This window comes from Streptomyces sp. NPDC001401, assembly GCF_042895385.1.
Classification (GTDB): domain Bacteria; phylum Actinomycetota; class Actinomycetes; order Streptomycetales; family Streptomycetaceae; genus Streptomyces.
The window spans coordinates 570078-589081 of the sequence record NZ_JBIAWI010000003.1 but is presented as its reverse complement, the minus strand read 5'-3'; the positions used below and the strand labels follow the sequence as shown (position 1 = coordinate 589081).

The following is a 19004-nucleotide window of genomic DNA, read 5'->3' as shown; positions in this document are numbered from 1 at the left end:
TCGACGCGGCGCGGGGAGGTACGGGACGTGCCAGAGGTGCGGAACGGAAATCCGAACGCGCACCGGGCTCCACGGTCAGGAGCGGATGCCAGAGGCTAGCAGCGGACTTGGCACGTTCGCCGGGTATTCGGCCTGTATCCGCTGGTAATTAGCGTGCTGTTTACCTGATTCGATCGCATTGCGCCTCATCCGTGCACTGCCGCCCCGTCCGGCACGGTCAAACGCAGCCAGATCTACGCCTTGATTACGCGGAGGTGAAAGTCCCCGCATTCTTCACAGAAGGGCTGCTGAACCTGTGATTCCGCGACAAGCATGGCCCTCATGTCTTCCGACGGACCACCGGGTCCCGAGCCCCGAGAGGACCGGGACCACACGGCCACCCTCATGGATGCCATGCGGGCGGCACTCGCCCTGATCGACGACGTGGAGGCGCTCAGACTCGAAAACCGCCAGCTCAGAGAGGCCCTGGAGGGACGCGCCCTGATCGAGCGCGCCAAGGGCATGCTCATGGCCCGCCGTGGCTGCGACGAGGCCACCGCCTTCGAGATACTCGTCGGCCTCTCCCGCAAACAGCGGCGCAAGGTGCGGGCGGTGGCGGCGGACGTCGCGGACAACGCCGGGATCCAGCCGCTCATGTGAAGCGCCCGAGGCGGCACGATCCGGCCGATCCGCCGTAGTCGTGCCGTCACCTCCGGTGACGCCTCCCGCGCCCGCGCCCGGCCGTCCACAGCCGGTGCCCGAGGGGCGGATATGCAGGTGAAAGGCACTCCGAAACCTTGGTATTGTTGTCCATGTCGCCGCGGGGAACAGCCCCGGTCAGGCGGCAGACACCTAGTCCGGGTGGCGGAATGGCAGACGCGCTAGCTTGAGGTGCTAGTGCCCTTTATCGGGCGTGGGGGTTCAAGTCCCCCCTCGGACACTCGCTATAGCGATACGCGGACAAGGGCCTCGACCTAACGGTCGCGGCCCTACCTGCGTGTTCGTAACTGATCGTGATCCCGAGGGCTTCGTAGAGTGGGCTCTTCTTCTCTGTGTCGACGGCCTGCACGCGTTGTGCGATGTCTCCGAGTCTCTCAGTGATCTCCCGGATCTGGTCGGCGGTGAGGGGAGTTTCTTTCTTTCGAGTGGCGGCAGGTGCCGTGTCGAGCTTCTTGCGTGCTGCTTCCTTGTCTGCCTGCGCTTCGTTGATCCATTGAGTGACGACGGCGGGGTCGGCGCCAGCTTCGAGGGTGGCCTGGTAGCGGGCGAGACGCCGCTCGCACTCCTTGACCATTTTGCGGGCCTGGGTCTGCTGCGGTGTGGGCGTCTCGGCCGCGTTTGCTGCCGCGCTGGCTTGGGCGAGAGCGGTGAGGGTGGCGGTGAGCCGGCCGGGAGCGAAGGCTTTCGCGATCCACCGGTCCAGAGCCCGGCACACCACGTCCTCCCGGAGGTAGACGGTCCGGGGGTGATCCAGCCCGGGGTGGAGGGACTGTTCCTGTTCCTTGAACTCGCATCGGTAGTAGACGGTGTTGCGGATTGTCGCGGGCTGCATCTTGCGCCCGCACGTTGCACATCGCATCCGTCCGCGCAGTGCGTACGTCCGTTGCCCCTGCGGTTGTCGTCCGGGGCGTTCGAGGCGCTGCGGCATGCGGGAGCGCTGCTGGCGGATCTTCTTGACGGTGTTGAAGAGCTGGGTGGTGACGATGGCCTCGTGAGCGGCGTCGTTGGACCACACCCACTGTTCAGCCGGGTTGTGTGTCATGCGGGTGCGGTGGCCGAGGGTGACGTCGTCGATGTCGTAGAGGTGCTCCTCCTTGCGCTGCTTGTTCCAGATCTCGTAGCCGGTGTAGCGGGGGTTGATGAGGATCGCTCTGACGGCTCCGGCTTGCCAGGCGGTCTTCTTGCGGTGGGGGTTGCGGGTGGCGTCGTGGGCGGAGGGACAGGGGAGGCCTTCCTGGGTGAGCTGGGAGGCGATGGCCTTGTCGCTCATGCCGTCGACGTACATCTGGAAGATCCGGGCCACGATGGGGGCCGCGGCGGGGTCGGGTTCCAGGCGGTGGATCCGCTGTCCCGTCGCTGCTTTGGCCGGGTTCGGGTGCGGCCCCGCGTCGCCGATCAGGTACCCGTACGGGGGGCGTCCGCCGAGGTAGCGGCCTTGGAGCTGGGCCTGGGAACTCATGGCGGTCCGGACTCGGATCTTGATGCGGTTGCGTTCGCCTTTGCTCATGCCGCCGAAGACGGACATGACGAGGTCGTGGGCCTCGTTGTCGGGGTCGATGGGCCCGCCGATCTCCGGGACCCACAGGGGGATGCGGAAGTGGACGAAGACGGGGAAGGTGTTGCCGAACTGGTTGCCGTAGAAGGTGCGTTGCGGCTCGCCGATCACGACGGCGTCGAAGCCGCGGTTGGGGTTGCGGAGGGCCTGGAGGAGGTCGTTGGCGCGTGGGCGGCGCTGCCAGGGCAGCGAGCGGCTGTGGCCGACGTCGAAGTACTCGGTGACGATGTGGCCGCCGGCGGGTTCGATCAGGGCTCGGGCGCGGGTGAGCTGCCAGTTTCTGGAGGCCTCCGGGTCTTGGAGGTCCTCGGTCGAACAGCGTCCGGCGAAGGCGAAACGGATCACGTGCGGTGAGACTCCCGGTGCGGGCGCGCGGCATGGACGCGCTGCGGGTGTTATGTGGCGTTCTGTCGTACCTCGAATGGGGGAGAAGAGCCAGCGGCGGCCGGCGTCTCTCGGTTAGCCGTTGCCGGGCGCAGGGCGCTGCTGGCTCGAATCGGCGATCAGGGTGCGAAGGAGCTCCAGGAGGGCGGCAGCGACCGGCTCGGTCACGTCAGGTGGCTCCCCGGGGAGTGCCACCTGGGTCTGACACGGGGTGCCTGGGCGTGGGCGCTGCCCGGATAGGGGCTTGGGGTGTGTGCAGTTGGGCACCGGGGGCGGAGAACTGGTTTGTGCTCGCATGTCCCCTATAGGGATGTCGCACGGCAGATTTGCCGTTCTGTGTCGGCCAAGGACTTGGAGGCCGGCTCCGGCGGTCGAGGACGGCGTCAAGGGCGGGGCGTCGATGGAAGGTCGGGTAGGACTGCGTGATGCAGGACGGAACGTGGTGGAGTTCCGCTTCAATGTATGGGCCACGCATTACCGTGGATCCGGCGAACTAGCAAACCGCCAGGTCGAACGGGGGTGGGGCTTCCCCCTTTGTCGTGGACACCGTTTGCTATGCGGCAGCGGTCAGCGTAACCGTTCGCTGTTCGAAGGCGATCGGGCTGACCTGGCCGATCGCTGAATGTCTTCTCCTGGTGTTGTAGCGGGTGATCCAGCGGAAGACTGCGAGGCGGGCCTCGTGTACTCCTGGCCAGTGTTTCCGGCCCTGCAGGGTCTCCCGTTTCAGGGCCGCGTTGAAGCTCTCCGCGGCGGCGTTGTCCGCGCTTGTCCCGACCGCTCCGCGAGAACGGATCACGCGGAGTTTGCGGCATGCCTTCGCGAAATCCTTCGAGGCGTACTGGGCTCCGTTGTCGCTGTGGAAGACCGCCCCGGCCAGGTCACCGCCGCGGGTGCGGGCGGCGGCTTCGAGGGCGTCGGTGACCAGCTCGGTGCGCATATGATCGGCGATCGCCCAGCCCGCCAGGCGCTTCGAGCAGAGGTCCAACACCGTGGCCAGGTAAAGGAATTGGCCGTCGCCGACGGGCAGGTAGGTGATGTCGCCGACGTACTTGGCGTTCGGTTCGCTCGCGGTGAAGTCGCGTTGCAGGAGGTCGGGGATCTTGGCCGCGTCCGGGGCGGGCACCGTGGTGGTGACCTTCTTGCGCAGGTGCACGCCGACGATACCGGCCTCGCGCATCACCCGCTCGACGCGTTTGTGGTTGACCCGCCGGCCCTCGGCCCGTAGCTCGGCGGTGATGCGCGGGGAGCCGTAGACGCCGTCCCATTCGGTGTGGATCTCGCGGATCTTCCCGGTCAGCTCGGCATCGGAGAGGGCCCGCTCGACACGGGCGCAGGCGGCGGACCGCCACCGGTAGTAGCCGGAGCGGGAGACTTCCACGACCCGGCATAGCCGCTTCACCCCGAAGGCGTCGCGATGATCATCAACGAACTGGAAGCGGCTCACCAGTTGGTCTCGCCCGCGAAATACTTGGCCGCCCGGCGCAGGATCTCGCGCTCAAGCTCCAGCTCCCGCACCTGACGACGCAGGGCGGCGATCTCGGCGTCCTTGTCCGCCTCCGCCCGCACGGACGGCGTTCGGACTCCTCGGCAGCCTTGATCCACAGGCGAAGCGTCTCGTGATTCACGCCCAGATCCTTGGCCACGGCTGCCACCGGACGCCCCTGACTGGCGCGATACAGCGCGACGGCGTCGGCCCGGAACTCAGCCGAGTACTTGTAGGTCCCCAACGGGAACTCCTGATCTCTGGAACTTCATAGATCCAGTGTCCAGGGTGTCCACGACCAGGGGGAAAGCCCCGGTGACCCGATTCCGGTCACCCCCGTTTGCGAACCCGTGGCTGGAGTTTGGCTGGATGACCTGGCGCTTTGTCACCTGTCGTCACGCGTCGTTCTCCACACGCTGGTTGGATCGCGGCTGGATGTAGCTGAACGGCGAGTCAGTTCGGCAGGTCATAGCCCTGGTGGCGAGGTATGCGTGGCCTTGTGTGTTGCGACTGTCTCGGGGGAGCAGTACCCGGCGTACAGCCCGACTCGTCTGCCGCCACCTGCGGCTTTGCCTGGGAAAGGGCATCTGATCTGGGACGGAGGCCCTTTCCGGTCTTTCAGGGGCTTGCCGCGTTACGCGGCTGAAAGTCCCTCGGAAGTCCCTCAGACAGGGCTGAAAGTCCCTGAAAAGTCCCTGGGGCGGAGGGGGCGGCGGATGCCGTCGCGGCCGACGTCATCCGTTCACCCCCGTGTAGTGGTTGAGGCTCCAGCGCCAGAGCAGCCGTGCCCCGAGGCCGCTCCACAGGGACGCCACCAGGACCACTTGGACGACCAGCCGGACCAGGACGGCCGTCATCCGGGGCGGGGCGTGCAGCTCGCCGAGCGGGGTGACGCGGGCGGCCCGCCACCCGTGCAGGACGGCCATGTCAGACCCCTTCTGCCGCGGGCTGCGCATGCGCGTACGCGACCCGGATCACGTCCTCCAGGTCCGCCTCGTCGATGGCGATGCCGGTCACCTCGTACCGTTCGATGACCGCCTTGAGTGCCTGGTTGACGGTCGGGGCGTCGACCCCATCAGGCCCGAACACCACTTGCCTGCCGTCCTGCCGCAGCAGTGCTATGCCCGGTGGTGGCGGTACGACGTCGGTGCGCGCGTCGGCGAGTGTCGCCCGCACCTGCCAGGTCGAGCCGAACTTGCGGCGGATCTCGTCGAGGGTGCCGTCGAGGACCAGCCGCCCGTGGTTGATCAGGACGACCCGCTCGGCGAGCCGCTCGACCTCCGTCATGTCGTGCGTGGTCAGCAGGACCGTACGGCCGCGCTCCTCCACCTGGTGGCGCAGGAACTCGCGGACCTGCTCCTTGACCACCACGTCCATGCCGATGGTCGGCTCGTCGAGGAAGACGACCGGCGGGTCGTGCAGCAGCGCGGCGGCCAGGTCGCAGCGCACCCGCTGGCCGAGGGACAGGTGGCGCACGCGCGTGTCCCAGAAGGCGGACAGTACAGCGCCTGGAGCATGCCGATGAGGACGAAGCCGAGGCAGGACGCGACTGCGGCCGGCCGGCTGAAGAGCCGGCCGGCCGCGGGGGACGGTATGTCCGTGTCCGTCAACTGATCTCCGAGAAGATGAAGGAGAACTCGGCTGGTTCGGCCGGCAGTTGGTACTGCGGGAGCACGCCCGGGCCGCAGGACCCGGTGCCGATGCCGTGCACGGCGTGGTCGAGGTTCACCCACACCGTCTCGCCGGGGGTGAGGCCGGTGAGGTGGGTGGCCGCCTCCAGCTGCTCGGTGGTCCAGCGCCGGGCGGTGAGGAAGAACTCCGGGTCGCCCTCGATGTGCAGACCGCCGAGCTCGGCCCAGCGGACGTCGGCGCGTGCGCCGTTCTCCTGCGGGCGGAGGTACGGGGTCTGCAGTCCGTCGACCGTGGACTCCCAACGACCGAGCTTGGAGGCCGCCTTGGTGTCCGGGTAGCCCTCGCCGGGCCCGCCGCCGTACCACTTGACGGTGTCGGCTCGGGTGAGGCCGAACCGCACGCCGAGGCGGGGCAGCGGCACCGGCCACTCACCCTCGGGCCCCACGGACACGGTCAGCCTGAGGCGGCTGCCGTCCGAGGTCCAGCGGTACACCGCGGCGAGCCCGAACTCCCAGGCGGCGGGCGCCACCCGGGTCCGTACGGTCAGCGCGTCGTCACCGAGCTCCACGGAGTCGAGGCGGTGCCGCATGCGGTGCAGGCCGTACTTGCGCCACAGCTCGGCGGAGCGGATGCCGGTCAGCCACTCGGCACCCTCGTCGTTGTCGGTGGTCGCCCGCCACACGTCCAGCCGCGGACCGCCGCTCACCTCGACTCCGCCGATGGTCTTCAGCGCACCGGTGCGGGCGTCGAAGGAGGCCGGGCCGAGCGTGATCACGCCGTCGCCCGCCACCGGACCGTCGGTGGCCGCAACCGACGGCGACGTCCGTGCGGTGACCGGGACCTGCCCCCAGGCCACCTCGTGGCCCTTGGGCCCCCAGTTGGTGTCGGCGGCCAGCAGCGCCCGTACCGTCCACTGCGTCTCGCCGCCACCGTGTTCGGCGGTCGGCTCGGGCAGCTTGACGTCGGCGGACTCGCCCGGAGCGAGTGCGGGCACGGACAGGGCGCCCGACTCGACGCTCTCGCCGTCCACTTGGTAGGACCACTCGAAGGCGAACGCGGAGAGGTCGGCGAAGTCCTGCTTGTTGGTCACCCGCAGGGTGCCGTCCAAGCCGTCGCCCTCGATGCCGACCGGCTCGATGACCTTCTTGAACTCCAGCAGGCCCGGGGAGGGCTGCCGGTCGGGGAAGATCAGGCCGTCGCAGACGAAGTTGCCGTCGTGCAGCTCCTCGCCGAAGTCGCCGCCGTAGGCGTAGCCCAGCTCGGGGTGGGTGATGCCGTGGTCGATCCACTCCCAGATGAAGCCGCCCTGGAGCCGGTCGTACTTCTCGAACAGCTCCTGGTAGTCGGCGATGCCGCCCGGGCCGTTGCCCATGGCGTGCCCGTACTCGCAGAGGATGAAGGGGAGGTCGCGGCGTTTGTGCGTGCCGCCGTCCAGCTCCTTGCCGATTTTCTCGATCTCGCCGTGGCTGGCGTACATCCGCGAGTACATGTCCGTGTCGCGGCTGTTCCAGTCGCCTTCGTAGTGCACGAGGCGCGAGGAGTCGCGGCCGTGGATCCACTCGGCCATGGCGGTGAGGCCGCGTCCGGTGCCGGCCTCGTTGCCCAGCGACCAGATGACGACCGACGGGTGGTTCTTGTCGCGCTCGACCATGCGGGCGGCGCGGTCGAGGAGGGCGGGGGTCCAGCGGTCGTCGTCGACGGGGTTGTCCCGCCAGGCCTGCTCGGTGAAGCCGTGGGTCTCCAGATCGCACTCGTCGATGACCCACAGGCCGTACTCGTCGCACAGGTCGAGGAAGGCCGGGTGCGGCGGGTAGTGCGAGGTGCGCACGGCGTTGAGGTTGTGCCGCTTCATCAGCAGCACGTCCTCGCGCATGGTCTCCAGGTCGAGGGCGCGGCCCTTCTCGGGGTGCCATTCGTGGCGGTTGACGCCCTTGAAGAGGACCGCCTTGCCGTTGACCTTGATGAGGCCGTCGGCCAGCTCCACGGTACGGAAACCGATGCGCAGCGGGACCCGCTCGCCCTCGGTGACCAGCTCGCCGTCGTACAGCTTCGGCACTTCGGCCGACCACGGCTGGACCGGTACCGTAACCGTTTCCCCGGTGGCGACATCGATGTCCAGGGCGGGCACGGACACCCGCCCGTCGACGTCGGAGTCGACGCGCAGGCTGCCCTCGCCCGTGACGTGGTCGTAGGAAGCGTTTACGAAGAAGTCGAGCACGCTGCCCGCCGGGCGGTGCAGCAGCGTCACATCACGGAAGATGCCGGGCAGCCACCACTGGTCCTGGTCCTCCAGGTACGAGCCGGCCGACCACTGGTGCACCCGGACGGCGAGTACGTTACCGGTGGGCTTCAGCAGGTGGCCGACGGCGAACTCGTGCGGCAGCCGGGAGCCCTTGAACTCGCCGATGTCCGTGCCGTTGAGCCAGACCCGGGCGCAGGACTCGACACCGTCGAAGCGGAGGACGGCACCGCCCTCGGACAGGTCCGGCCAGTCCTCGGGCAGGTCGAAGACGCGCAGATGGTCGCCGGTCGGGTTCTCCGTCGGGACGTGCGGCGGGTCGACCGGGAAGGGGTAGAGGTGGTTGGTGTAGATGGGCAGGCCGAAGGCGCCGTCGCCCTGGAGGACCCAGTGGCCGGGGACCGTGACCTCAGGCCAGCCGTCGGCGTCGTACCCCTCCGCGGCGAAGGAGTCGTCCTCGGCGTCGGCGGTCGGGGAGACGCGGAGGCGCCAACTGCCGTTCAGTGAAAGCGACTTGGCATCGGAGGACGGGTACCAGGCGCGGGGCGGGAGGGCCCCGCTGCCCGGTGAGACGTCCTCGACGTAGTCGGTGGCCGTGGTGGTGCGGAAAGACATCGGTCTCCAGGTCGTGAGTGGAGGGCGTCAGCCCTTGATGCCGGTCTGTGCGATTCCCTGGACCAGCCAGCGCTGGAGGAAGAGGAACACGAACACCAGGGGCAGGATAGAAACGGCGGTGGCCATGAAGATGGTGTGGAAGACGACCGTCTGGTTGGTCATGTACGACGAGAGCGCGACCTGGACGGTCCACGACCCCGGGTCCTGGCCGATGACCAGGGGCCAGAGGAAGGCGTTCCAGCCGTTGATGAAGGTGATGGTCGCCATCGCTGCGAAGAAGTTCAGCGAGTTGGGTACGACGACGCGCCAGTACGCGCCCCAGTAGCCGAGCCCGTCCACGCGTGCCGCCTCCTCCAGCTCCTTCGGGAATCCGAGGAAGTACTGCCGGAAAAGGAAGCAGGTGAAACCACTGAACAGGCCCGGAATGATGAGACCGCGGTAGGTGTCCACCCATCCGAGTGATGAGACCAGCACGAAGCTGGGCACGAAGGTCACCGAGCTCGGGACCATCAGGGTGCCCAGGACGACGTAGAAGATCTTGTTTGCGTGCCGGTACGGGATACGGGCCAGGGCGTAGCCGGCCAGGGAGCACACCAGCAGGATGCCGACGGTCATGGAGACGGCGACGACCAGCGAGTTCCACATCGACTGGGCGAAGTCCACCGACGGGTCGTCGAACAGGTCGGTGATGTTGCCCCACTGGATGTTGGTGGGGAAGAGTTCCCAGTGCTCACCCGTGATTGCGGTGTCCGTGGAGAGGGCGTTACGGATCAGGATGTAGAACGGGACGAGGAAGAGGAAAGCAGCGATTCCGGTGGCGATGGAGAGGCCGGTGTTGCCCATCACTCCGCGGCGTCGGCGGGAGCGCCTGGCCTTCGGGGCGGCGGTTTCGCGTATGTCGGGCGTGGTGGTGGTCACTTGGACTCGTCCCCCCTTCCGAAGCCCATGATCTTCCCCTGGAACAGGCTGACGACGATGATCAGCAGGGTCAGGATGACGGCGCCCGCGCTGCCGGCGCCGTAGTCCTGTTCCGTGCCCAGGGCGGTGGTGTAGAGCTCGACCAGCGGCGGCCGGCCCCAGGTGGTCTTGTCGAGCAGGTTGAAGAACTCGTCGAAGGCCTGGTAGGCGGCGATGAGCAGCAGCAGGATCACCGCGGTGGAGGTGGCCCGCAGCTGAGGCAAGGTGATGTAACGGAAGGTCTGCCAGCCCGGCTTGGCGCCGTCGATGGAGGCGGCCTCGTACAGCTCGGCCGGGATGTTCTGCAGCGCCGCCAGGAAGAGAATCATGTAGAAACCGGACTGCAGCCACAGCCGGAGCGTGACGATGACCAGCCAGTACCAGGGCGGGCTGGGGGTGATCAGCCAGGCGATGTTGTCGATCCCGAACCAACCGAGGATCGTGTTCATCAGGCCGAAGCGGACGCCGCTGAAGATGGACATCTTCCAGATCAGCGACGCCGCGACGTAGCTGCACGCGGTCGGCAGGAAGAACACCGACCGGAAGAACGCCCGCATGAACCTGAGCCGGTTCACGAGCAGGGCGATGCCCAGCGACATCGCCCAGGTGGTGGGCACGATGAACGCGGCGAAGACGGTGAAGGTGACGAGGGAGCCCGTGAACTTGGGGTCCGTCAGCATGTACGTGTAGTTGTCGAAGCCGATGAACTTCGACGGTGTGACGGTGAACCGTGCGTCGAAGAAGCTGAGGTAGATGCTCCAGCCGATCGGCACGTAGATGAAGATGATCAGCCCGATGAGGAACGGGCTGGCGAAGAGCCAGAAGTTGAAGGTGCGGCTGGCCCGCAGACCCCGCCGCGGCTTGGCCGGTGAGGGCTTCGCCGGGGCGGGGCTCGCGAGGTCGCGAGCAGTGGTCGTTGACATGTCGTGGTCCGTCCGGCGTCCTATCCGAAGAGCTTCTTCAGCTCACGGTTGACGGCCTTGTCGCACTGGTCGAGGGCCTTCTCCGGGTCACCGCCCTTGCGGACGCAGTTGGCCATGACATCCCATGTCGCCTGGATCATCGCCTGGGTCCACCCGATGTTGTCGAAGTGCCCGTACTGGTTGAAGAGTTTGACGCCCTCGGCCGGCAGACCCGACTTGAGCTTGGTGGCGGACGCGGCGATCGAGGTGCGCGGCGGGATGTGGAAGCCGTACGAGGTCGCCCAGTCTTCCTGGTACTGCTTCTGGTCGATCCACAGCCACTTCACGTACTCCTTGGCCGCGTCCACGTTGTCGCCCTTGGCGTTGACGAACATCGACCAACCGCCGTTGTACACCGAGGGCTTGCCGGCGTCCGTGACCTTCGGGAACGGGAAGATGCCGATGTCGTCGCCGAGTGCCTTCTGGAACTGCGGCATGGCCCACATACCGCAGAACTGGATGGCACACAGGCCCTGGCTGAGCGAGGACGGGTCCCAGAAGTCGGTTGGGGCGCCGAGGAGCAGGTGGCCGCTGGTGAACAGCTGGCGCATCTTCTTCAGGCCCTCGATGACGCCCGGCGTGTGGTAGGCGATCTCGTTCTTGTCGTTGAGGGTGTCGGCGCCCGCCGACCAGATCAGCGGGTTGATAACCGCGTGCATGTCGTTGCCGATGTACAGGCCCTTGACCTTGCCGGTGGTGAGCTTGGCAGCGGCCTCCATCAGCTCGTCGAAGGTCTCCGGGACCTTGACGCCGGCCTTCTTGAACAGCGAGGGACGGTAGAAGAAGAACTGCGGATCGTCGATCATCCGGACGCCGTATATCTTCCCGTCGACCGTGTGCGACTTGATGTCGGCCTGGTTGAAGTCGCTCTTGACCGGGTCGATGATGTCGGTCAGGTCCGCCACCTGGCCGCTCTTGACCATCTGGATCTGCGGGTGGAACTCGAACAGATCCGGCGCGCTCTTGGTGAGCAGCGTCGCGAAGAGCTTGCTCTCGTAGTCGGCGCTCGTGATCCACTGGGTGTTCACGCTGGCCTTCTTGTACGCGGCGGCGTACCGCTTGATCGCCTGCTCCGTCCCCGCCTCGCCGTAGGCGTGGAACATCTGGTTGAGCTGCTTGCCTGACCCCCCGCTCCCGCCCCGGCCGTTGTTGCTGCCGCACGCGGCCAGCGTGCCGGCGGCGGCCATGCCCGCGGCGGCCCGGAATATGGACCGGCGGGAGAAGTTGCTGTTGCTCATTGCCGACATGCTGACGTCCTTGTCTCGATTGCGGCTGCGGCTCCACGGCTCCAGCACACCTGGCTGCGACGTGGCTCGAATTGCGTTGTGGTGCGGGGACGTTAACCTTCGGCTAAGGCTTCGGCAAGAGGTTGGACGAAGCCTGTTCGAAGCGTTAAATCCGGTTCGGAATCCCGAACATGGGGGTGGTGCGGCGGGGTGAGGGCCGCCGGGTCAGGGTGTGGCCGGCGGCCCTCGGTGCAGGGGACTAGGCTTTGTTCCAGACCTCGTTGGTGCCACCGTTGCAGCTGTACAGGATGACTTTGCTGCCGTCGGTGGTCGCCTGTCCGCTGACGTCCAGGCACTTGCCGGACGCCTCGCTGAGGATCTGGCCGTTGGCGTTCAGCAGCCAGTGCTGGCTTGCGTCACCGGTGAAGTCGGCGGTCGTCGTCAGGCCCGAACTCCCGGCGGTGAGGTAGCCGTTGACGCCTTTCAGGGCGCCCTTGCCGTCGTACGACCAGGACTGCTCGGTCCCGCCCGTGCACGTGCTGATGGCGGCCCCGGACGCGTCCGCGGTCAGGCACTTGCCGGACTGCCTGCCCTGCAGCGCGCCCGTGATCGCCGAACTGCCGTGGCCCTTCTGGTCGAAGACGTACGTCGTGATGGAGCGGGCCGCGAGAGTCGTGGACGCCGTGCCGCCGCTCACCGTCGGCCTGGCGACGTTCGCCCAGTCCTCGGTGGCCGAGGTCCGCACGGCCTGCGCGGCCCGCACCGGTGTCTTGTTATTGAAGTGCAAACTCAGCGGTGTGTCGGTGGAGTTGTGGTTGTTGACCACGACCACCCACTTGCCGTTCCGGTCGTACGACGACACCTCGACGCCGTCCGGCGCCCCGGTCACGTTGTGCGCGACCGAGCCCGGCCTCACGAACCGGCTGTACTGGCCAAGGGCGTAGTACCGCTTGGTGAAGTACAGCTTCTGGTTGCCGTTCGTCGCGTAGTCGGGGTCGTAGTAGATCAGGCCGTCGTTCCAGCCCGTGTCGTTGCGCTCGGTGGGGGAGGTGCCGTACCCGCTGGCCAGGGCCACCCACCACTGGAACGCCGAGTCGTGCGAGCTCGCGAAGTCCTTGTAGATGATCCGCGACATCAACAGGGCGTTGTCGATGGTCGGGTCGTACTCCTGGTTCCAGCCCGTGCCGCCCTTGCCGAAGCAGCAGATCTCCGTGGCCCAGGACTTCTTGCCGACCGTCCTCGACGTCTCGTAGACGTTGGCCAGTTGGCCGTCGTCGGGGTTGTTGTACGTGTGGTGGGCGAGCGCCGACACGTACTGCCCGGTGCCCGGCTGCGAGATCCACTGCGGGAGTTCGGAGGTGAACTGAGTGGTCTTGCTGGACTCGTCCGCGATGATGCTCGTGCGCTGATGCCGGGCCTGCTGCTCGGCGCCCAACGCCCGTACGATGTCGTCGCGTTGGTCGACCGTGACCTGCATGCCCTCCTGGCCACAGTCCCCGAAGTCGTTGTCCGGCTCGTTGAACGGGCTGATGTAGTCCAGCTTCACGCCCTGCTTGGCGAAGTGGTCGGTCACATCGGCCACGTACTTGGCGTAGTCGGACTCGTTCTCCGCCTTCAACTGGCCGCCGCAGGACTGCCCGTTGGTCGTCCACCGTGCCGGTGCGCTGTTGACGAAGCCGATCAGGTCCTTGACGCCGTACCGGGCGGCGTACCTGAGGAACGTCTGTCCGCCGTTGTCCCTGCTCCAGTCGTACGAGCCGTCGGGGTTCAGGAAGTCCTGGGCGGCGCGGGCCGGCGTGGTCACCGCGGTGCCGCCACCGCCGATGTTGTAGCGGTACGAGCTCAGGGCCAACCCCTGCTGGGAGAAGAGCAGTTGGGCGACCCGGGCCTGCACCTCGGGCTTGAAGTGCTGCAGGTCGTTGACCCACCAGGCGCCCGACGCACCGATGTCGTCGATGGTCTGGGCTGCATGGGGGGAGACTTCGGCCGCCGTGGGGGTGGCGGCCGACGAGGGCGGGGCGGATATCAGGGGACCCGCGACGGCTAGCGCGGCTGCGGCCGTCAACAGGGCGGATCTACGGGGGTGGGGGTGAGACACGTGCATCCCTTCCGTCGTCATGAAGGTGGTGCGGTACGGCTCCTTGCGGGGGTGTGTTTTGCATTCCTCTGCCCGACCGACTGCAGCGCGCCCTCCAGCGCGAACGTCGCCGCGCCCAGGCACACCGGGTCGGTGGGGATCGGGGAGAGGACGATCTCGGTGGCGGCCATCGGCCGTGGCAGCGCGTGCCGGGCGACGGCCTCGCGTACCTCCGCGACCAGGGGCTCGCCGAGGGCGGCCGCGACCCAGCTGCTGAGCACGACCACTTCGGGGTTGAACAGGTTGACCAGGTCGGCGATGCCGGCGCCGAGGTAACGGGCGGTGTCCCGGACCACCTTGACCGCTATCGGATTGTTCGACGTGACCCCGTGGGCCAGCGCGGCGATGGTGGCGGTCTGGTCCTCGGGGTGCAGGAGCGGGCTGCCGGGGCTGAGCTCGCGCAGGTTCAGCATGATCCCGGGCGCTCCGACATACGTCTCCACACAGCCGTGATTGCCGCAGTGGCACAGGCGCCCGTCCAGGACAAGAGTGGTGTGACCCCACTCGCCGGCGCTGTTGCTCACCCCCCGGTGCAGTCCGCCGTCCAGGATCAGCCCCGCGCCCACGCCGGTACCGAGGTTGACCACGACCGCATCCCCGCGCCCGCGCGCCGCGCCGAACCACAGCTCGGCCACCGCGGAGGCACGCAGCGGGTTGTCCAGGTACAGGGGGTAGGCGATGTGCTCTGTGAGCAGGTCGAGCAGCGGCACGTCGTGCCAGTCCCAGTTCGGCGCGTACTCCGCGATACCGGTGGCCCGGTCCACCTGCCCCGGCACGCTCACCCCGACACCCAACACCCGCGCGCCTTCCACGCCGGCCTGCATGACCACCGAGCCGACGGCGGCGGCCACATGGCCGACCACCTGCTCCGGCCGGCTCTCGCCGGGACGCATATCTTCGTCGGCGCGGGCCAACACGTTCAGCCCGAGATCGAACAACTCGACACGCACGTACGTCTCCGCGATGTCGACGCCGATCAACGCGCCCCCCGACGCGTTGACCGCCACGAGACCCCGGGGGCGGCCGCCCGCCGAGTCCTCGAACCCGACCTCGGTGATCATCCGCAGGTCGAGCAGCTCGCCGACGAGCGTGGCGACCGTGGCGAGGCTCAGACCGGTGGCGGCCGCCAACACAGGCCGGGAGGTGGGAGACGCGGCGATGATCTGGCGCAGCACCTCGTAGCGGTTCGCCGTGCGGATGTCACGTGACGTGCGCTTCACTGGAGTCTTCACTGACGTTCGTCCCGATCCTTTCCAAGGCCAGCTAAGGCCGGGTCGGAACCGGCGCGGCGCAAGGCTATGGCCTGTGAGGGACTTTCTACAATGGTTTAGCGAAGACTTGCAAAAGTGGCCTTCCAGGTTCGGCGAGGGCGTAAGGGCTGCGTCCGTATATAGCCAGGTTCAGCAGGTGCCTACTGATCTCTTCGGGTTGTTCTCGGGGCTGATCCCTGCGGTAGGCCGGTTGCATGCGGTACGCGCAGGGCGGCGGGTTGACCGCCGAGCGGCGAGAGCTTCGCGAGCGCATCCGTTATGAGGCAGGCGAGCGGTTCACACGCGGCGAGGAGACCGCGCTGATCGCAAAGAATCTGCGGGTAAACGGGCGGTCGGTGAAACGCTGGCGGCGTGCCTGGCGGGAGGGCGGGATGGACGCCCTGGCCTCCGCTGGGCTGGCGAAACTGCCCAAGCAGTCCGACGGCCAGTTTGCCGAGTTGGAGGAGGAGTTGGCCTAGGGCCCGCCGTGCACGCTGGGAGGACCAGTGGTGGACCGTGGCGTGGATCAGAGCAGTGATCGCCGTCAGGTTCGAGCTCGACTGCCGGATGGCGGCGGTCTGGCGCCAGCCGCCTACGGTGCGAGGCCTCGATCCGGCTAGTGGAGATAGGTTGGTTGCCCGCCGGGTCTACTGCGGTGACGGTGTGGGTGGACATGTGCGGGTCGACGCCGAGCAGGATTATGGGCCGCGGCTCCTCAGAACGGGATGGCAGGAGAACCACAGCCGACCACCACGCCAACTTCCGGAACCGGCCAAGCCCGGATCACGCCACTGTTGAGTCAGGCCGTGATGAAGCGGCCCTTGGACATGGGTGAGAGCCCGCCGAAGGCAGCGGGCTCTCACCTCACGGTCATTCCTCACACCTCGTCCGGCGTGAGTACGGACAGGTCGTCCAGGTCGAAAAGCGACAACGAGTCGAGGCGGCGGTCCGCTGCGGTGAAATCGTGTGACCGCGACAATATGTGCGGTACGGCCACACAGAAGGCACCGGCGGCCTTGGCCGCCTGCACTCCTCGGTTGGAGTCTTCGAAGGCCACGACAGCCGAGGGATCCAAGCCGAGCTGCCGTGCCGCGAGGAGGTAGAGGTCGGGGGCCGGCTTAGTGCGGGTTACGTCTTCCATGGTGACGACCACGTCGAACGCGTCGCGCAGCCCGAATCGCTCAAGGTGGGGCAGCACGGAGGTCCGCCGGGAACTGGATGCGACCCCGAGTGGCAGGCCCCGCCGCTTGGCGTCCGTCACCAGCCGTCGGACGCCCGGCAGTGGCGCTTCGTACGCCATCCAGTTCCCGAACAGGCTCTCCCCGCGCTGTTCCAGTTCCGCCGCACCGATCGTGCCGCACCGGGCAGCGAGGTCCTCGAACGGGTCGAAGTCGTGCAGCGTGCCCCCGATGGACTCGACGTACCGGGTGTGCGGAAGCTCCTGAGAGAACGACCTGTACAGCTCTCTGAGTACCGCCAACCACAGCACCTCGGTATCGGCGATCAACCCGTCGAAGTCGAAGACCAGCGCCCGGTCCCGTCCGCTCACGTCGTCGCCACCGTGTCCGGTCGGCCCCGCTGCGGAATGAGCCGGACGTCCGCCTGGTAGGACAGGTGCCTGCCGAACGTGCACATTGCGGCGACGGCGTAGAGCGTGGCGATCGCACCGAACAACATCAGGGGTCGTGATTGGAAGATCACTGCCGCCAAGTACCCGGTCGGGATGGACACCACCGCGGTGAAGGTCTGTATGGCGGCGAAGAACGTGGCTCGTTCTTCAGGGTGCACACAGCCCACCACGATGGCATCGCGGTAGGACTCCACGAGGAACGGGCCCGCGGAGGTGAGCACCGTGCAGACGAAGAGCAGTGCGGGGTTGTCCGGTCCGAGTGCCAGAAACAGGAGCCAGCCGGCGCAGCTCGCCACGAGCGACCATCGGGCCATGGAGCCCTCTGGGACCCGGCCGCTCGCCCAGGGCATGATGACGGCGTACGAGAACAGCGCGGTGACCGCTCCGACGGCAGGCACCGTGCCCACCACGACGGCGCTGTAGTCGAGGCTCTTCGTCAGATACACGGCCAGGAAGATGTTGAGTTGGAAAGCGACGAAACTCAGCATGTACATGAAAATCAGGCGGCGAAGTGCGGTGTGCCGCCCGGCTGCCCACAGCAGCCTCCCGCTGTCGAGCACGCTGCGCAACATGTGAGTGCCTGCATGGCGGTCCATGGCTTCGACGCCTGCCTGCGTCTCCACGGTGTAGCGGTGGCGGAGACAGTTGTGCAGCAGCATGGCGAGCCCGCCGACGAAGAACAGGGTGCGCAGCGTCGGCACCGTTCCGTACTCGTCCATGAAGAACCCGACAATCGGCACCAGAAGGCCCGCGAACATGATCACCACCTTGATGGCCGCGAAGATGCGTGGACGATCCTTCTCGGGGCTGTCTTCCGTGGCGAGCAGCCAGAACGAGACGTTGACGATCTTTGACGAGGCGTTGAGCAGGTAGCCCAGGAGGAACATCCAGAAGTTGTTGCTGAACGCCCACACGAACATCGGGATGACCCAGGAGGTTACGTCGAACCAGAAGGTGGCCCGGCGTCTGCCCATCCGGTCGGTCACCGCGCCCGCGACGAGCTGGAACATGAACGCGACGTAGAGGTTGGCCGAGACGATGGCGCCGATGGCCACCGTGCTCAGGCCGACGCTCTGCATGTACAGCGTCGCGTAGTACAGCGCGGCCGTACCGAAGATCGCCCAGAATGGTTCGGTGTAGATGCAGTACCGGGCGTTGCGATGCAGGTTCGCCACGAAGCTTCTGCGCTTCATGAGCGGATCACGGCCTTGATGGCCTTGACATCGACCTTCTGCCCGGTCGTCAGGTCGACGCCCATGGTCGCCTCGAAGGCGTCACGGAAGTCGCCCATTTCGACTTCGGTAGTCACCAGCTTCGCCAGCTCCGGCATGTCGGAGGCGAAGTCGATGGCCGGACCGATGGCATCGTGCAGCGGTACGGCCGCGACGATGCTCAGTCCGTCATCGATGAGAGTGGTGGGTGCTACCTCCACCCGGTACGTGTCGTCATAGCCCATCGGCACCACCCGGCCGCCCTTGGCGACGATCTCCAGCGCGGTGGCCAGTTGGTTACCGACCGCGTCGATCACCACGTCGAACTTCTTGCCTCCCGTCAGGTCCGCGATGGTCTGGGGCGTGAGTTCGTCAGGGTGCAGTGCGTAGTTGGCGACGCCGGTGGCGAACTCACGGCGGTACGCGTTCGGTTCCGTGGCGACGGTGAGTCGGCTGAGCCGGCGCGTGATGCTCTGGCACAGCAGGCCGATGGCACCGGAGCCGATCACCAGAACCGACTCGTGCGGTTGCACGCCCGCCTTGAGAACGCTGTTCAGCGAGCAGCCCAGCGGCTCGATCAGGCTCGCGACCTGCCAACTCATGCCATCCGGTATCCGGTAGAGGTACTGCGACCTTCCCACGTAGTACTCGGCGAACGTGCCTGCGAGGGTGAAGCCCACCTGATGGTCGTCGAAATCGAAGCAGTAGCAGTACGCCCCCAGCCGACAGTTGCGACATGTGCCGCACGACTGGGTGGGGTTGATGATGACACGGTCGCCGACCGCGAGATGCGTCACGGCGTCGCCGACCTCGACCACCGTGCCAACGCCCTCGTGCCCCAGCACGGTGCCCTCTTCGGCCACCGCCAGTTTGCCCGCGATGATTTTGTGGTCCGTGCCGCATATCCCGGTCATCTCCACCCGGACCTTCACGTCGTTCGACGTCCGCAGCACGGGTTCCGCGACATCGACGAGGTCCATCCGGCCCTTGCCGGCGTAAACGAGTGCTCGCATTCTTGGCCTCC

Annotated in this window: 13 protein-coding genes, 1 tRNA gene and 2 pseudogenes; 3 read left to right on the top strand and 13 right to left on the bottom strand. The window is 67.1% G+C overall.

Features of this window, described 5'->3' with window-relative positions; all coding sequences use genetic code 11:
* Positions 1-321 precede the first annotated feature (321 nt).
* Both ACFY10_RS14670 and ACFY10_RS14665 read left to right on the top strand, forming a co-directional pair.
* Positions 322-639 (top strand): ANTAR domain-containing protein, encoded by a 318-nt coding sequence (locus tag ACFY10_RS14670; protein ID WP_390665442.1) that lies wholly within the window; start codon positions 322-324, stop codon positions 637-639.
* A gap of 195 nt (positions 640-834) precedes the next feature.
* Positions 835-919, top strand: a tRNA-Leu gene (locus tag ACFY10_RS14665).
* Here ACFY10_RS14665 and ACFY10_RS14660 read toward each other — a convergent pair.
* From ACFY10_RS14660 to ACFY10_RS14615, 10 genes and pseudogenes are all read right to left on the bottom strand, one after another.
* Positions 884-2599 carry a recombinase family protein gene (locus tag ACFY10_RS14660; RefSeq protein ID WP_390665441.1) on the bottom strand — a complete coding sequence of 572 codons (1716 nt, stop codon included), beginning with the start codon at positions 2597-2599 and terminating at the stop codon, positions 884-886. The two genes, ACFY10_RS14665 and ACFY10_RS14660, sit on opposite strands and share 36 nt — an antisense overlap.
* 592 nt (positions 2600-3191) lie before the next feature.
* Positions 3192-4365 (bottom strand): annotated as a pseudogene (locus ACFY10_RS14655) (IS3 family transposase).
* A gap of 490 nt (positions 4366-4855) precedes the next feature.
* Entirely contained in the window at positions 4856-5047 is a 192-nt protein-coding gene (locus ACFY10_RS14650; RefSeq protein ID WP_390665587.1) for a hypothetical protein, read from the bottom strand.
* Position 5048: 1 nt separating this feature from the next.
* Positions 5049-5621 (bottom strand): annotated as a pseudogene (locus tag ACFY10_RS14645) (AAA family ATPase); the annotation flags it as partial.
* Positions 5622-5727: 106 nt separating this feature from the next.
* Positions 5728-8607, bottom strand: a complete 2880-nt coding sequence (locus tag ACFY10_RS14640; RefSeq protein WP_390665440.1) for a glycoside hydrolase family 2 TIM barrel-domain containing protein — start codon at positions 8605-8607, stop codon at positions 5728-5730.
* A 27-nt stretch (positions 8608-8634) separates the two neighbouring features.
* Positions 8635-9525, bottom strand: a complete 891-nt coding sequence (locus tag ACFY10_RS14635; protein ID WP_390665439.1) for a carbohydrate ABC transporter permease — start codon at positions 9523-9525, stop codon at positions 8635-8637.
* Positions 9522-10487 carry a carbohydrate ABC transporter permease gene (locus ACFY10_RS14630; protein WP_390665438.1) on the bottom strand — a complete coding sequence of 322 codons (966 nt, stop codon included), beginning with the start codon at positions 10485-10487 and terminating at the stop codon, positions 9522-9524. Before ACFY10_RS14630 ends, ACFY10_RS14635 begins: the two co-directional genes overlap by 4 nt.
* A 20-nt stretch (positions 10488-10507) precedes the next feature.
* Entirely contained in the window at positions 10508-11773 is a 1266-nt protein-coding gene (locus ACFY10_RS14625; protein ID WP_390665437.1) for an ABC transporter substrate-binding protein, read from the bottom strand.
* A gap of 238 nt (positions 11774-12011) precedes the next feature.
* The gene (locus tag ACFY10_RS14620) at positions 12012-13856 is read right to left on the bottom strand and encodes a glycoside hydrolase (protein ID WP_390665576.1); all 1845 of its coding nucleotides are present in this window, start codon (positions 13854-13856) and stop codon (positions 12012-12014) included.
* 11 nt (positions 13857-13867) lie between these two features.
* On the bottom strand, positions 13868-15109 hold the full coding sequence (locus ACFY10_RS14615; RefSeq protein ID WP_390665575.1) for an ROK family protein: 1242 nt from the start codon (positions 15107-15109) through the stop codon (positions 13868-13870).
* Between the two features lie 245 nt (positions 15110-15354).
* On the opposite strand from ACFY10_RS14615, the gene ACFY10_RS14610 reads away from it, so the two are divergent.
* Entirely contained in the window at positions 15355-15618 is a 264-nt protein-coding gene (locus ACFY10_RS14610; RefSeq protein ID WP_390665436.1) for a helix-turn-helix domain-containing protein, read from the top strand.
* Positions 15619-16016: 398 nt separating this feature from the next.
* Here ACFY10_RS14610 and ACFY10_RS14605 read toward each other — a convergent pair whose 3' ends face one another.
* Genes ACFY10_RS14605 through ACFY10_RS14595 form a run of 3 tightly spaced genes read right to left on the bottom strand, consistent with a single transcriptional unit; the run spans position 16017 to position 18993 of the window.
* Positions 16017-16688: an HAD family hydrolase gene (locus ACFY10_RS14605; protein WP_390665435.1), complete on the bottom strand. Its 672-nt coding sequence runs from the start codon at positions 16686-16688 to the stop codon at positions 16017-16019.
* Positions 16685-17962: an MFS transporter gene (locus ACFY10_RS14600; protein WP_390665434.1), complete on the bottom strand. Its 1278-nt coding sequence runs from the start codon at positions 17960-17962 to the stop codon at positions 16685-16687. Before ACFY10_RS14600 ends, ACFY10_RS14605 begins: the two co-directional genes overlap by 4 nt.
* On the bottom strand, positions 17959-18993 hold the full coding sequence (locus ACFY10_RS14595) for a zinc-binding dehydrogenase (protein ID WP_390665433.1): 1035 nt from the start codon (positions 18991-18993) through the stop codon (positions 17959-17961). The genes ACFY10_RS14600 and ACFY10_RS14595 overlap by 4 nt, the downstream gene beginning before the upstream one ends.
* Positions 18994-19004 lie beyond the last annotated feature (11 nt).